The organism is Paenibacillus sp. FSL H8-0280, assembly GCF_045040665.1.
Classification (GTDB): Bacteria; Bacillota; Bacilli; order Paenibacillales; family Paenibacillaceae; genus Paenibacillus; species Paenibacillus xylanexedens_A.
In genome coordinates this window covers 1,558,985-1,570,940 of sequence record NZ_CP150296.1, presented here as the reverse complement: position 1 = coordinate 1,570,940, position 11,956 = coordinate 1,558,985, and the positions used below count along the sequence as shown (strand labels likewise).

The window sequence follows — 11,956 nt, the reverse complement described above, 5'->3', positions numbered from 1 at the left end:
TTAATCGAGACTTCGTGTACGCATCGCGACCAAACCGCGTGGTTTCCATTGCAGAAAAGCAACGATACATACAAACACGAGCACCTTGCCAATGGAAGCCGATGTATAGGTTTCGAATAGCGTGTTGAACATACCAATCCCCAATGCACCACACACGGTTCCGACCAATTTTCCCACACCACCCAGGACAACGACCATGAAGGCATCCACAATATAATACGTACCAAGTGAAGGACCAATCGGACCAATGAGCGTTAATGCACAGCCAGCAATTCCGGCAATGCCCGAACCAATCGCAAAGGTCATGCCATCCACTCGCCGGGTCGAAATCCCAAGACACCCCGCCATGCTCCGATTTTGCATAACAGCCCTCATTCGTCTTCCGGAAGACGTTCGATAGATATAGAGATACATGCACAACAGCACAACCGCAACCAGTGCGATAATAAAAATTCGTTTATACGGAAATACAATACCATCCGAGATCGCCCATCCCCCATTGAGCCAAGCCGGACTGGATACTCCCACATTTGGCGCTCCGAATATCGTACGGGCCAGTTGTTGCAGCATCATGCCTACACCCCATGTCGCAAGCAGACTGTCCAGCGGCCTGCCATATAGATGCCGGATCAGCACCACTTCAAGCAACCAGCCAATCAGAGCAGCTACAATGAACGCAATCGGTAGAGCCACAACAAAGTAGGCACCAAACCACGCCGCTGGAGCATAGGACATGAACAGATTTTGTGTTACATACGTTGCATATGCACCAATCATGATCAGTTCACCGTGAGCCATATTGATGACATTCATCAGCCCAAACGTTACTGCAAGCCCCAATGCAATCAACAACAGAATTGAACTGATACTCAGACCGTTGAACATCTGCAGGATAAACATATCCATCGCTATCCCCTCCTCCATACCGTGACTCTCGACATTTAACAACTTAAATTAGCGGCAGCAACACTTCTCACATCACAGTAACGCTTTACCGCGATACGGTGAGAGGATGTGTTGACACACCCTCGTTTATGTTTCGGCTGCATTGAATCGAGTTACCTGTTTTATTGCGAGGTTTCTATGTTATTTAGCGCTGAGGGAAGCTCCCCATTCATACGTTTTCAGATAAGGGTCCGGCTTGACAGGCTCACCAGAATTCCACAATTCCTTGAACTGCCCATCTTCCTGCACCTCACCGATCCGTACGGTTTTGTAGATATGCTGATTCTCTCCATCCACGGTTACCTTACCTTCCGGAGCATCAAACTCCAGACCCTTGGCAGCTGCCTTCACCTTCTCCACGTCGGTTGATCCTGCTTTTTCCACCGCCGCCTTCCAGAGATAAACCGCCACATATCCCGCTTCAATCGGATCAGCTGTCACTCGATCAGCGCCGTATTTTTCTTTATATTTGGCAACAAATGTTGTATTCTCAGGCGTATCTGTTGTCTGATAATAATTCCACGAAGCCAGATGTCCCTTCAATACGTCTGCGCCAATACCACGGATTTCTTCCTCCGCCACACTTACCGAGAGGGTCGTCATCTGATCCGAGGAGATTCCGGCATCCTTCAATTGTTTGAAGAAGGCCACATTACTATCACCGTTCAGCGTATTGTATACAATATCCGGCTTCGCAGCTTTGATTTTGCTTATGATGGTACTGTAATCGGTATGGCCCAGCGGTGTGTATTCTTCACCCACCACTTCGCCGCCCTCTGCTACGAGTTGTGCCTTAATGACCTGATTGGCCGTTTTCGGGAATACATAATCTGAACCGAGCAGATAAAACGTCTTGCCCCTGTTCTCCAGTAACCAGGTTACGGATGGAACGATCTGCTGATTTGTTGTTGCTCCTGTATAAAAAATATTTGGCGACGATTCCAATCCCTCATATTGCACCGGGTAAAACAATAAACCTTTATTCTGTTCAAACACCGGGAGCATAGCCTTCCGACTTGCAGAGGTCCATCCACCAAATACAGCAGCGACCTTATCCTGTTGCAGTAACTTTCCAGCCTTCTCCGCAAAAGTAGGCCAATCCGAAGCGCCATCCTCAATTACAGGCTCGATCTGTTTACCCAAAACTCCGCCCGCGGCGTTAATCTCTTCAATGGCAAGCATCTCCGCATCTTTAACAGATACCTCACTGATCGCCATCGTTCCGCTGAGAGAGTGAAGAATGCCAACTTTAATCGTATCACCGGATGCAGCCGGCTCTCCTGTACCACCTGAACCCGAGGCTTCAGGCGGCGCAGCGCCCTCCACACATCCTGTCATCACAATGACCGCACCGAGCAAAATACTCCATAACTTGACCGACCTCTTCTTCAATAGCCTACACTCCCTTTTTTTAGTCTATTGACGAACATTAAGGTCATTTGCGTCCGAAATGTTCGTTGATCCAAATTATGGAGGGTCACACTCTTCATGTCAATATAGCTTACATAATTTTATTTCATGCCTACTCGTTTCATGCATACTGCTAAAATGCCTTGAAGCTTATTGACAAAGGATTCACCCTGTGTGAGTATATTTAACATATAACATGATCCATGAACATATCAGACATTATAAGCGAAAGGTCGGATTGCCTTGCACTGGACTGAGCAGGAAAAGGAAAAACTCCTGATTACCGTGGCCGCTAACCTCTCCCGTGAACGAAGAGCACGCGGACTCAAGTTGAATGTTCCCGAAGCCATCGCCTTGTTGACCTCCGAACTGATGGAACGAGCACGGGATGGAATGAGTGTTGCCGAATTAATGAGATACGGAGGCACCATCCTGACACGTGAAGACTGTATGGATGGTGTTCCCGATATGATTCCTGAAGTACAGGTAGAAGCCACATTTCCTGACGGTACAAAACTGGTTACCGTACATGAACCTATACGCTGAGAAAGGCAGGAGAAACCATGATTCCTGGTGAATACCGTTTGAAGCCAGATGACGACATCATCTGTCATCCGGATCGTTTAACCCTACGACTCCTTGTCCTTAACCGCGGCGACCGCCCCGTCCAAGTCGGCTCTCACGTTCACTTCTATGAAGTTAATGCAGCACTGGACTTTGATCGCACGTCAGCTTTTGGACATCGCCTGCACATTCCGGCAGGCACCGCAGTTCGCTTCGAACCCGGTGAAGAGAAACCGGTTGAACTCACGACCTTTGGTGGCAAACGCCAGATTCACGGGTTCAACGGACTAACCGAAGGCTCTGCGGATCAAGCTCCTGATCCACAGAAACTGGAGGCATTCCTGAAGACGTTCTCTCCTCCCATACAAGATGGAGGTGAACCTTCATGAAACGAATGAGCCGTGAACAATACGCGTCGATGTTTGGACCCACAACCGGTGATGCCGTAAGACTTGCGGATACCGAACTATGGGCAGAGATTGAACATGATTATGCCGTATACGGAGATGAGAGCAAGTTCGGAGGTGGTAAAGTTATCCGCGACGGAATGGGCCAGTCCACCACTGCTCTGCGAAGCGACGGCACTCCTGATACTGTTATCACCAACGCTATCATTATCGATCATTGGGGCATTGTAAAAGCCGATATCGGCATTCGAGATGGTCACATCTGCGCCATTGGCAAATCCGGTAACCCGGATACAATGGATGGTGTTCATCCCGCACTGGTCATCGGTGCTTCCACCGAAATCATCGCCGGTGAAGGCATGATTGTAACCGCTGGCGGCATAGATACCCATATTCATTTCATCTGCCCACAGCAGATTCAGACTGCATTATCCTCCGGGGTCACGACCATGATCGGCGGCGGAACAGGACCCGCAACAGGAACCAAAGCCACCACCTGCACACCAGGAGCCTGGCACATCCACCGGATGTTAGAATCGGCAGAGGCTTTTCCCATGAACATCGGTTACCTCGGCAAAGGCAACAGTTCCAGTACCGCACCTTTAATCGAACAGATTGAAGCGGGTGTAATCGGCCTGAAGCTGCATGAGGATTGGGGCACCACCCCTAGTGCTATCGATGCCTGCCTGACTGCTGCCGGGGAACATGATGTTCAAGTGGCTATCCATACCGATACACTGAATGAAACCGGATTTCTCGAAAACACGCTGGCTGCGATCAACGGCCGGACGATTCACACGTACCACACGGAAGGCGCTGGTGGCGGACACGCACCGGATATTATCCGGGCCGCTGGGGAGTCCTACGTTATCCCCTCATCAACCAACCCAACACGACCGTACACACGCAACACTGTAGAAGAGCATCTCGATATGTTGATGGTGTGTCATCACCTGGACCCTTCCATCCCGGAAGATGTAGCTTTTGCCGATTCGCGGATTCGTCCCGAAACCATCGCAGCCGAAGACATTTTGCATGATCTTGGCGTGTTCAGCATCATCAGCTCCGATTCACAGGCCATGGGCCGAGTGGGCGAAGTCATTATCCGTACCTGGCAGACAGCCGACAAAATGAAAAAACAGCGCGGCAAACTTGAACTCAACCCGGATTCACCCTCCGATAACGATCGGATCAAGCGATATGTCGCCAAGTACACCATCAATCCAGCTATTGCACACGGAATCGGTCATCTCGTCGGTTCGGTGGAAGTTGGAAAGTTGGCCGATCTAATTGTATGGAAACCAGCCTACTTCGGAGTTAAACCCGAGATTGTCATCAAAGGTGGCATGATTACATTCGCCCAGATGGGTGATCCCAATGCATCCATCCCGACACCTCAGCCGGTATTTGGCAGACCCATGTTCGGAGCCTATGGTAGCGCCATCTCCAGCGGATCAATCACCTTTGTCTCCCAAGCCGCAGCAGATGCGGGGATCAAAGAGTCTTTGGGCCTGAAGAAACGGGTTGAACCCGTCAAAGGCTGTCGCTCAGTCAGCAAAAAAGACATGATTCATAACGACGTCACCCCTGTCATTGAAGTCGATCCCGAAACCTATAAAGTACGCGCCGACGGCGAACTTCTCACCTGTGAACCCGCAGACGAGTTGCCTATGGCACAGCGGTACTTTATGTTTTGATAGGAATACGGATTAGCTGATAAGGGGGCACTCATGATGAACAGTGGCACGAAGCTACTCCGTTATGTTCAGCTGCTGGATTCGGCCCTGCCCATCGGTGGTTTCTCCCATTCCTTCGGTCTGGAAGCTTACACGCATGATGGCACTGTGCGGAATACCGCGCAGCTTGAACAGTTTATTCGCAACCAGCTTCATTCCAGTCTTGTACGACTAGATGGTCTTGCCATCAAAGGCGTCTATCAGGCGATAAAACAGCAAGATGCCGCTCTACTTGCCCTGTATGACAAACGTGTCCACGCCCAGCGCTCCCCTCGGGAACTCAGGGAAAGCGGCCACAAAATGGGAAAACGACTGCTCAAACTGGCCCGTTCACTCTATCCATGGATGGACTTTTCCCTAATTGATGAGGCTATCCGGGAACATGGCGCGTATTGCGGCATCACGACCATTCACGGTTATATTAACTATCAATTGGAGATTGAATTGGATGAAGCCGTTACCGGGCATCTGTATACCTCAGTGAACGCTTATGTGAACAGCGCACTTCGCCTGCTGCCCATCGGACAAACCGAAGCGCAGATGTTGATTCAGAAACTGCTTGATGATATCGAATCGGAATGGGCTCTCATTCGGGAAAATGACCCGGAAGATATGCACAGCTTCGGAATCGCCCAGGAAATCTACGCCATGCGGCATGAGACCTTACCCGCGCGGCTGTTTATGTCTTAACTACAACATTTATCTAACCTAGGAGGAATTGTTATGTGTGGAGGAGCTAATCATACGCATCATCCGGAGTGGGAACGTAAGACATTTGATCGGAGTCGTCCGATGCGAATTGGAATTGGTGGACCGGTAGGTTCAGGTAAAACAGCCCTTGTGGAGAAGCTGTCCAAGGCACTGCGTACACGTTATAGCCTTGCTGTCATCACCAATGACATTTATACCAAGGAAGATGCCGAAATCTTGCTGCGTCAGAATGCACTGGCACCAGAGCGCATTATCGGCGTAGAGACAGGTGGATGCCCGCACACGGCTATTCGTGAGGATGCCTCCATGAATTTCGAAGCGGTTGACGAGTTGATTGAACGCTTCCCGGATCTGCAATTGATCTTCATCGAGAGTGGCGGCGACAATCTCTCTGCTGCATTCAGTCCGGAACTGGCTGATGTGTTCATCTACATTATCGACGTTGCTCAAGGAGAAAAACTTCCTCGCAAAGGCGGTCCCGGCATCACACGTTCAGATCTGCTGTTAATCAACAAAACCGACCTCGCCCCTTACGTTGGAGCAAGCCTGGAAGTTATGAAAAATGATACCGAGCGGGTACGCGAAGGCCGCCCTTATGTCATGTCTAATCTAATGAGCGGTGAAGGTGTATCCGAGATTGTCCACTGGCTCGAACATCAATATATGGATGACGATGCTTCCGCTGCACATCTGCATTCACATAGCCATGAACATGGCACTCACTCGCATTAATTCATCTTCTGTCCCCACGGGAACAGAGATAAATGGGAATGAAAGTGCAGGTGCGCCCGTCACACGCCGCAGCGAGCTTCGGGCCACCTTTGCCTTTCAAGGCGACCGGACTGTCATGACTGATCGTTATTACAGCGCACCGCTCCGGTTTAGCCGATCCTTTCGACCTCCCGGAGGCGGAACCGAATTATGTGTGTACACGTCAGACGTCTCGCCCGGAGTTCTTAACGGGGATCATTATCATTCCGAGTGGGAATTAGGGGAAGGCACCCATGTCATGCTGAGCAGCACGTCAGCTACCAGGCTTCATCCTACACCTTCCATTCCCTCATCCGTTAATCATCACTTTCGGTTGGGAAAAGGGGCCACGCTGGAATACTTCCCTGAATGTGTCATTCCCTTCAAGGGAAGTTCTTCTTCGCTCACTGTAACCTTTGAGCTGGAAGAACAGGCAATCCTGGCCTATGCAGATATCTGGTCTGCCGGACGGATTCATCGGGGAGAAGCGTTCCAATTTGAGCGTTACCGTAGCTTGACGGAGATATGGCAAGGTGAACAACTGGCTGTCTGGGATCGATTCGGACTCGAACCGGATACCGATGATCCCAAACACTCCGCGTCTCTCCTTCACTATACCCATACCGCTGCGTTGTGGATGATCGCACCTGGACTGGGTACTGCGGAGTTGGAGCAAGTCAGATCCGCGCTGCCACCAGATGGACGAATGCTCGCAGGTGCAAGTTTGCTGGCAACCGGAGGCATCGGCGTTCGACTCCTCGGCATGGCAGCCTGGGAGCTTCAGGAGCAATGTCTTCAGATCTGGAACACACTCCGCCCCCATCTGCTGGGCAAAGAAACTCTTGTCTTTCGTAAATAAGGGCATGAAGCATGCATGGTTAACACCAAAAAACCTCTGAACTGTCTCCGAGTGTGTTCGGATTAGTCCAGAGGTTTTTGTACATTCAGTCTATGGATGCTGCTCATATCACTTACGCTTCGTTTTCCTCAGAATCGTTCTCTGATTTGTTCTCAGGTTTGTAGCGATAGTCGCCTGGATCCTTACTTTCTTTCGATTTGCGGTAACGGGTGAACTCAATATATTCGCTGATAAAAGACTGTTCCACAGTCGATAATTCACTTTCTTGGCAATTCAATTGCCGCAAAACGTCAAAAAAATAATCCTCCCGTTTTTCCCGAACCATCGCTTCCTTCGATGGACGTCCAATCATGAGCCAGTCGAGGCTCACATCAAAAAACGAAGCAATCTCAATTAATTTATTCGTACTCGGAATAGACTTGCCACGTTTCCAATCACCCAGATTGCCTGTGCTAATCTTCAGCTGTTGGCAGAAAGCCTTCTTGGTCATCCCTCGTTCGGCAATCAGGTGTTCAATTCGCTCATAGATCGACTGCATACAAGAACCGCCTTCCAACCGTAATAATCAACTCATCTGCTTGAATTATACCACATTATTCCTGAATGCTCAGCCTTTATATGCCTGGAACAGGATGAGGTATATCGTATAACACAAAGATAGACTCCCATGAATGATCATAGAAGTCTATCTTATATTGTTGCTGTGATGCGGTCGAGAGGACTCGAACCTCCACGGGTATACACCCACTACCCCCTCAAGATAGCGTGTCTGCCATTCCACCACGACCGCATATTCAATTGTAAAAATGGTGAGCCATGAAGGGCTCGAACCTTCGACACCCTGATTAAAAGTCAGGTGCTCTACCAACTGAGCTAATGGCTCTTGCTGTAAACTTCACCGGATGTGCCACGCTTCATTCTTGTCTATAAGAGCAATGACTTTGAGGATTACTCATCGAAAATGTAGATCTCATGAGGTGGTGAAGATATGACCCGTAGGGGATTCGAACCCCTGTTACCTCCGTGAAAGGGAGGTGTCTTAACCCCTTGACCAACGGGCCCTAATAACAAGTTGTCTTTCTTGGCGACAAGAATGAGTATACCACAGGACAATTTGAACTTGCAATACTTTTTTTAAAATTTATTTTTCAAGCCTTTTTGCCCATTGCATACTGTTCTTCTGAGCCCCGTTATTAGCCATCTCCCCATTCATGCCAGTGTCATCTCCGTGCAGGAACAATGTAAATCATCCATTAAAACACTTATAAAAACTTACGTTCACTTATAATATTGCAAATCACATTAAAAATACTTATAATTAAAGTATCAGTATAAGTACGGTCATCCATACACTCGGAGGTGACATGTTTGTTTCAAGAAGAACGAATGCAGCTCATTGTTGAACATCTACGCAAACACAATCGCATCTCAGCCGATGATATTGTCGCCTTGTTTGATGTATCACGGGATACTGCACGCAGGGATCTGATTAAGCTCGAGGAACAGGATGCCATTATCCGAACCCGTGGCGGCGCGATTCTCCCCCCTCCTCCGCAAGAATTCAGATCCTACAAAGACCGTTTACTCGATGTATCTGAGGAAAAGAGGGCTATCGGCAAACTCGCTGCGGCCATTGTAAGGGAAGGCGAGATCATTATTCTGGACTCTTCCACGACTGTACAGGCCTGTGCCGAGAACTTAAACGGCAAATCCTGTACCGTCATTACTAATTCGATTCATTCCGCTGATCTTCTCTCCAATCACACTGCTGTCCAGATTCGTTTGCTCGGAGGCAAAGTAGATAAGGAACAACGTTATGTCTACGGTACCTCTGTTATCGAGACCCTCTCCCACTATTATGTAGATAAAGCCTTTATCGGAATTGGCGGTATCACCATGGATGGCTTCAGTGCTTCCGAAGAGGAAGGGAAAATTAAACACCAAATGATGAAAGCTGCCAAGAAAGTTGTTGTTCTTGCAGATCAATCCAAGTTTGATAGACGTTATGGTTATCGTTTTGCCGACTGGTCATTGGTGGATGTATTGATTACGGATCAATGGCCAACCAAAGAATGGCTTGTTTTTCTAGCCGAACAACAGGTTGAGATTCTCATTCCTGAACCAACAGATGATAAGGAGTTGTAAATATATGAAATTATTTGCCACAGATTTAGATGGAACTTTGTTGAACATAGATAGCCAGATTAGCCCGGAGAATGCCGCAGCCATCCAAAAGGCCCAGCAATCCGGTATGAAAGTTACCATTGCAACAGGACGTGTTTATTCCGATGTTGTGACCATCAGCCGCGAAGGCGGAATCAAAACCCCAATTATCGGCTCCAACGGAGCGACAATTCATGACGCAGACGGTGAACGTTTATTCCATCTTCCACTCGAGCGTGACACAGCAGCTTCCGTCATGCAGTGGCTGGAAGATCATGATGTCTATTATGAGGCTTCAACACAACAAGGCATCTATGCCCCGCGTAGCAGTCATGAGACCTTGCTCGCCGAGATGGAACGTGTTCTTGGTTCAAACCCTGGTGAGGACATTGCACGCATGATTCGCTCCATCAAGAAACACTATGACAAAAAAGACTACCACCGCGTAAACAGCCATCTCGAAATTCCGGCAGAAGCCTACATCTATAATATTATGGCCTTCTCCATGAATCCGGACAAAGTAAAGACAGGACGAGAATACTTCGCTTCCCGATCCGATGTCGCCATGGTTGTATCCTTTGAGCATAACTTCGAAATGCAGCACCCGGACGTATCAAAAGGTAATGCCCTCACCAAACTGGCGGCTCACCTGAACATCTCCATGGAGGATACAGTAGCGATCGGCGATAACTTCAACGATGTCTCCATGTTAAAAATGGCAGGACTCGGCATCGCCATGGGTAATGGCGAACCCGAAATCCAGGCATTAGCCAAAGCCATAACGCTGACCAATGTGGAGCACGGTGTTGCCCATGCCATCGAGTGCCTGCTTCAAGGTAAACCGGTGTCCCGTCCGGAAACGATTGTCTGAGAGGGTCAGTAAATGAACCCATACTGAATTAAGCACTGAACCTGCATGATCACCTGTTGATCCATGCAGGCTCTCTTCATTTTAACTCCGCAGATCGAACGTGAGGCACATCCTGTAACAAAATAATTAGTTGCTCTCCCCGGTATGAACCGGGCAGTTGCAACGTGAATTCAAGCACGGTCTCTTCCACGGAGTCTGTGCTTGTTTGCTGTTCAGTCTTAAATCCGATGACTGAGATCTTCTCCTGTCCCAGCAGTGCCAAAACAGTCTTCAGGGCCTCTCCCTCATTTTGCAGATGGATGGTTAACGTCTCTGTTCGGGCGGATACCAGCCAGCGTGTGGGTCTATGCAGTAACATCTGTGCCACGACAATAAGCAGTGTCACGCCCGCACCCGTCCAATACAGACCTGAACCCACAGCAAGTCCCATGCCTGCCGTAGCCCATATGCCAGCCGCTGTGGTCAATCCCCTGACCGTGTGACGCTGTGTGAAGATCATGCCGGCTCCAATGAACCCCACACCACTAACGACTTGTGCAGCGATCCTTGAAGGGTCCAGGGACAGATTGTCCCAGCCAGCCTGATCCTGGAATCCGTATTTCGATACAATCATCATCAGGGCAGCACCAACGGCGACCACAAAATGAGTACGGATTCCCGCTTCTTTCATTCGATTCTTGCGCTCATATCCGATTAGCACACCACATATTCCAGCTATGAGTACACGCATCAAATATTCCACTTCCATGCACATCACCTCTTTCATTATGTATATGCTTACATGAGTCTATCTTTACTATTACCCAATCTTTCCCTGACTAATAAAAAGCCTCCACTCAGGTCAATTCTCTGCCCGGAAATTTTCCCCTTGTCTCTTGCCCAATCCGAAATAATGTCTGAAATTATATATCAGCGGATGCCATTCCTCCGGATTAATCTTGTTCGGTCCAGATATTAGTCTTGTGTGCGCGTGTACCTTCAACGCTTTCACTTCAACAATCGCCATGAACGGTGTATGTTCGGGAATACGTATGTGTTGTACAGCCGCTTCAATCTGGAGCGGACATTCAACTATTTTATCTGGTGCCACCTGAACCGAGCATTCAGATGTTAGTCCAGCTACAGTGAATTTATCATGACAATATTCATAGCCCATCTTCATTTTCTCCTCAGGAACCGGTGTGACTCCCGTATAACGACCCAATGCCTCAACCTGTCTCCACATAGAAGCATCCGGCAAATTAATCACACACTCCGGATGTCGACTCAGATTTTCATAGGCTTTGCCCTGTATACCTAGACCGAGAACCAGACAATCCCCCAGTGCCCAAGACGAGGATAATGGTGACAAGTTGGTTGACTCATCCTCATTTAATGTGCTTAGCAGCACTACAGGCGTACCATAATATAAAATACTGGGATTAACCGTCTCATGTTGAATCACTGCTGGACTCGCGGACAACTGCTCTGTAGCAAAGTCCTGTTTCGTTATCTTTTTCATCCTGTACCTCTCCTGTTCCCATTCCAATGCTTTATAAGC

Annotated in this window: 13 protein-coding genes and 3 tRNA genes; 8 read left to right on the top strand and 8 right to left on the bottom strand. The window is 48.7% G+C overall.

From position 1 onward, the window contains the following. Positions 1-906, bottom strand: a complete 906-nt coding sequence (gene urtB, locus MHI12_RS06905; RefSeq protein ID WP_405171942.1) for an urea ABC transporter permease subunit UrtB — start codon at positions 904-906, stop codon at positions 1-3. Positions 907-1,086: 180 nt separating this feature from the next. Next, positions 1,087-2,337, bottom strand: a complete 1,251-nt coding sequence (gene urtA / locus MHI12_RS06900) for an urea ABC transporter substrate-binding protein (protein WP_405171941.1) — start codon at positions 2,335-2,337, stop codon at positions 1,087-1,089. Between the two features lie 261 nt (positions 2,338-2,598). Between urtA and MHI12_RS06895 the strand changes: the two genes are divergently transcribed. From MHI12_RS06895 to MHI12_RS06870, 6 genes are read left to right on the top strand one after another with little or no spacing between them, the layout of a single operon-like run. Continuing rightward, entirely contained in the window at positions 2,599-2,901 is a 303-nt protein-coding gene (locus MHI12_RS06895) for an urease subunit gamma (RefSeq protein WP_036669066.1), read from the top strand. A 17-nt stretch (positions 2,902-2,918) separates the two neighbouring features. After that, positions 2,919-3,308, top strand: a complete 390-nt coding sequence (locus MHI12_RS06890; RefSeq protein WP_405171940.1) for an urease subunit beta — start codon at positions 2,919-2,921, stop codon at positions 3,306-3,308. Next, entirely contained in the window at positions 3,305-5,023 is a 1,719-nt protein-coding gene (gene ureC / locus MHI12_RS06885) for an urease subunit alpha (protein ID WP_405171939.1), read from the top strand. Before MHI12_RS06890 ends, ureC begins: the two co-directional genes overlap by 4 nt. A 33-nt stretch (positions 5,024-5,056) precedes the next feature. Next, positions 5,057-5,752, top strand: coding sequence for an urease accessory protein UreF (locus MHI12_RS06880; RefSeq protein ID WP_405171938.1), 696 nt, complete (start codon positions 5,057-5,059; stop codon positions 5,750-5,752). A 33-nt stretch (positions 5,753-5,785) separates the two neighbouring features. Continuing rightward, positions 5,786-6,505 carry an urease accessory protein UreG gene (gene ureG, locus MHI12_RS06875; protein WP_405171937.1) on the top strand — a complete coding sequence of 240 codons (720 nt, stop codon included), beginning with the start codon at positions 5,786-5,788 and terminating at the stop codon, positions 6,503-6,505. Then, positions 6,411-7,382 (top strand): urease accessory protein UreD, encoded by a 972-nt coding sequence (locus tag MHI12_RS06870; RefSeq protein WP_405171936.1) that lies wholly within the window; start codon positions 6,411-6,413, stop codon positions 7,380-7,382. The genes ureG and MHI12_RS06870 overlap by 95 nt, the downstream gene beginning before the upstream one ends. Positions 7,383-7,494: 112 nt before the next feature. Here the strand turns inward: MHI12_RS06870 and MHI12_RS06865 are convergent, their stop codons facing one another. From MHI12_RS06865 to MHI12_RS06850, 4 genes are all read right to left on the bottom strand, one after another. Further along, positions 7,495-7,920, bottom strand: a complete 426-nt coding sequence (locus MHI12_RS06865) for a helix-turn-helix domain-containing protein (RefSeq protein ID WP_405171935.1) — start codon at positions 7,918-7,920, stop codon at positions 7,495-7,497. A 169-nt stretch (positions 7,921-8,089) separates the two neighbouring features. Beyond that, positions 8,090-8,172 (bottom strand) — tRNA-Leu (locus tag MHI12_RS06860). Between the two features lie 17 nt (positions 8,173-8,189). Next, positions 8,190-8,265, bottom strand: a tRNA-Lys gene (locus MHI12_RS06855). 106 nt (positions 8,266-8,371) lie between these two features. After that, a tRNA-Glu gene (locus MHI12_RS06850) sits at positions 8,372-8,443 on the bottom strand. A gap of 307 nt (positions 8,444-8,750) precedes the next feature. Between MHI12_RS06850 and MHI12_RS06845 the strand changes: the two genes are divergently transcribed. Both MHI12_RS06845 and MHI12_RS06840 read left to right on the top strand, forming a co-directional pair. Next, positions 8,751-9,527 carry a DeoR/GlpR family DNA-binding transcription regulator gene (locus MHI12_RS06845; RefSeq protein ID WP_047842021.1) on the top strand — a complete coding sequence of 259 codons (777 nt, stop codon included), beginning with the start codon at positions 8,751-8,753 and terminating at the stop codon, positions 9,525-9,527. 4 nt (positions 9,528-9,531) lie between these two features. Next, entirely contained in the window at positions 9,532-10,416 is an 885-nt protein-coding gene (locus MHI12_RS06840) for a Cof-type HAD-IIB family hydrolase (RefSeq protein ID WP_405171934.1), read from the top strand. A 76-nt stretch (positions 10,417-10,492) separates the two neighbouring features. On the opposite strand, the gene MHI12_RS06835 is transcribed toward MHI12_RS06840, so the two are convergent. Together MHI12_RS06835 and MHI12_RS06830 are read right to left on the bottom strand one after the other, a co-directional pair. After that, positions 10,493-11,164 (bottom strand): MgtC/SapB family protein, encoded by a 672-nt coding sequence (locus MHI12_RS06835; protein ID WP_017690026.1) that lies wholly within the window; start codon positions 11,162-11,164, stop codon positions 10,493-10,495. A 93-nt stretch (positions 11,165-11,257) separates the two neighbouring features. After that, positions 11,258-11,917 carry a flavin reductase family protein gene (locus tag MHI12_RS06830; RefSeq protein WP_405171933.1) on the bottom strand — a complete coding sequence of 220 codons (660 nt, stop codon included), beginning with the start codon at positions 11,915-11,917 and terminating at the stop codon, positions 11,258-11,260. Between the last annotated feature and the right edge of the window lie 39 nt (positions 11,918-11,956).

Coding starts and splice junctions, on each gene's coding strand:
- MHI12_RS06840 (WP_405171934.1), top strand. CDS start 9,532: ATGAAATTATTTGCCACAGATTTAGATGGAACTTTGTTGAACATAGAT.
- ureC (WP_405171939.1), top strand. CDS start 3,305: ATGAAACGAATGAGCCGTGAACAATACGCGTCGATGTTTGGACCCACA.
- MHI12_RS06890 (WP_405171940.1), top strand. CDS start 2,919: ATGATTCCTGGTGAATACCGTTTGAAGCCAGATGACGACATCATCTGT.
- MHI12_RS06880 (WP_405171938.1), top strand. CDS start 5,057: ATGATGAACAGTGGCACGAAGCTACTCCGTTATGTTCAGCTGCTGGAT.
- urtB (WP_405171942.1), bottom strand. CDS start 906: ATGGATATGTTTATCCTGCAGATGTTCAACGGTCTGAGTATCAGTTCA.
- MHI12_RS06865 (WP_405171935.1), bottom strand. CDS start 7,920: ATGCAGTCGATCTATGAGCGAATTGAACACCTGATTGCCGAACGAGGG.
- ureG (WP_405171937.1), top strand. CDS start 5,786: ATGTGTGGAGGAGCTAATCATACGCATCATCCGGAGTGGGAACGTAAG.
- MHI12_RS06830 (WP_405171933.1), bottom strand. CDS start 11,917: ATGAAAAAGATAACGAAACAGGACTTTGCTACAGAGCAGTTGTCCGCG.
- MHI12_RS06835 (WP_017690026.1), bottom strand. CDS start 11,164: ATGGAAGTGGAATATTTGATGCGTGTACTCATAGCTGGAATATGTGGT.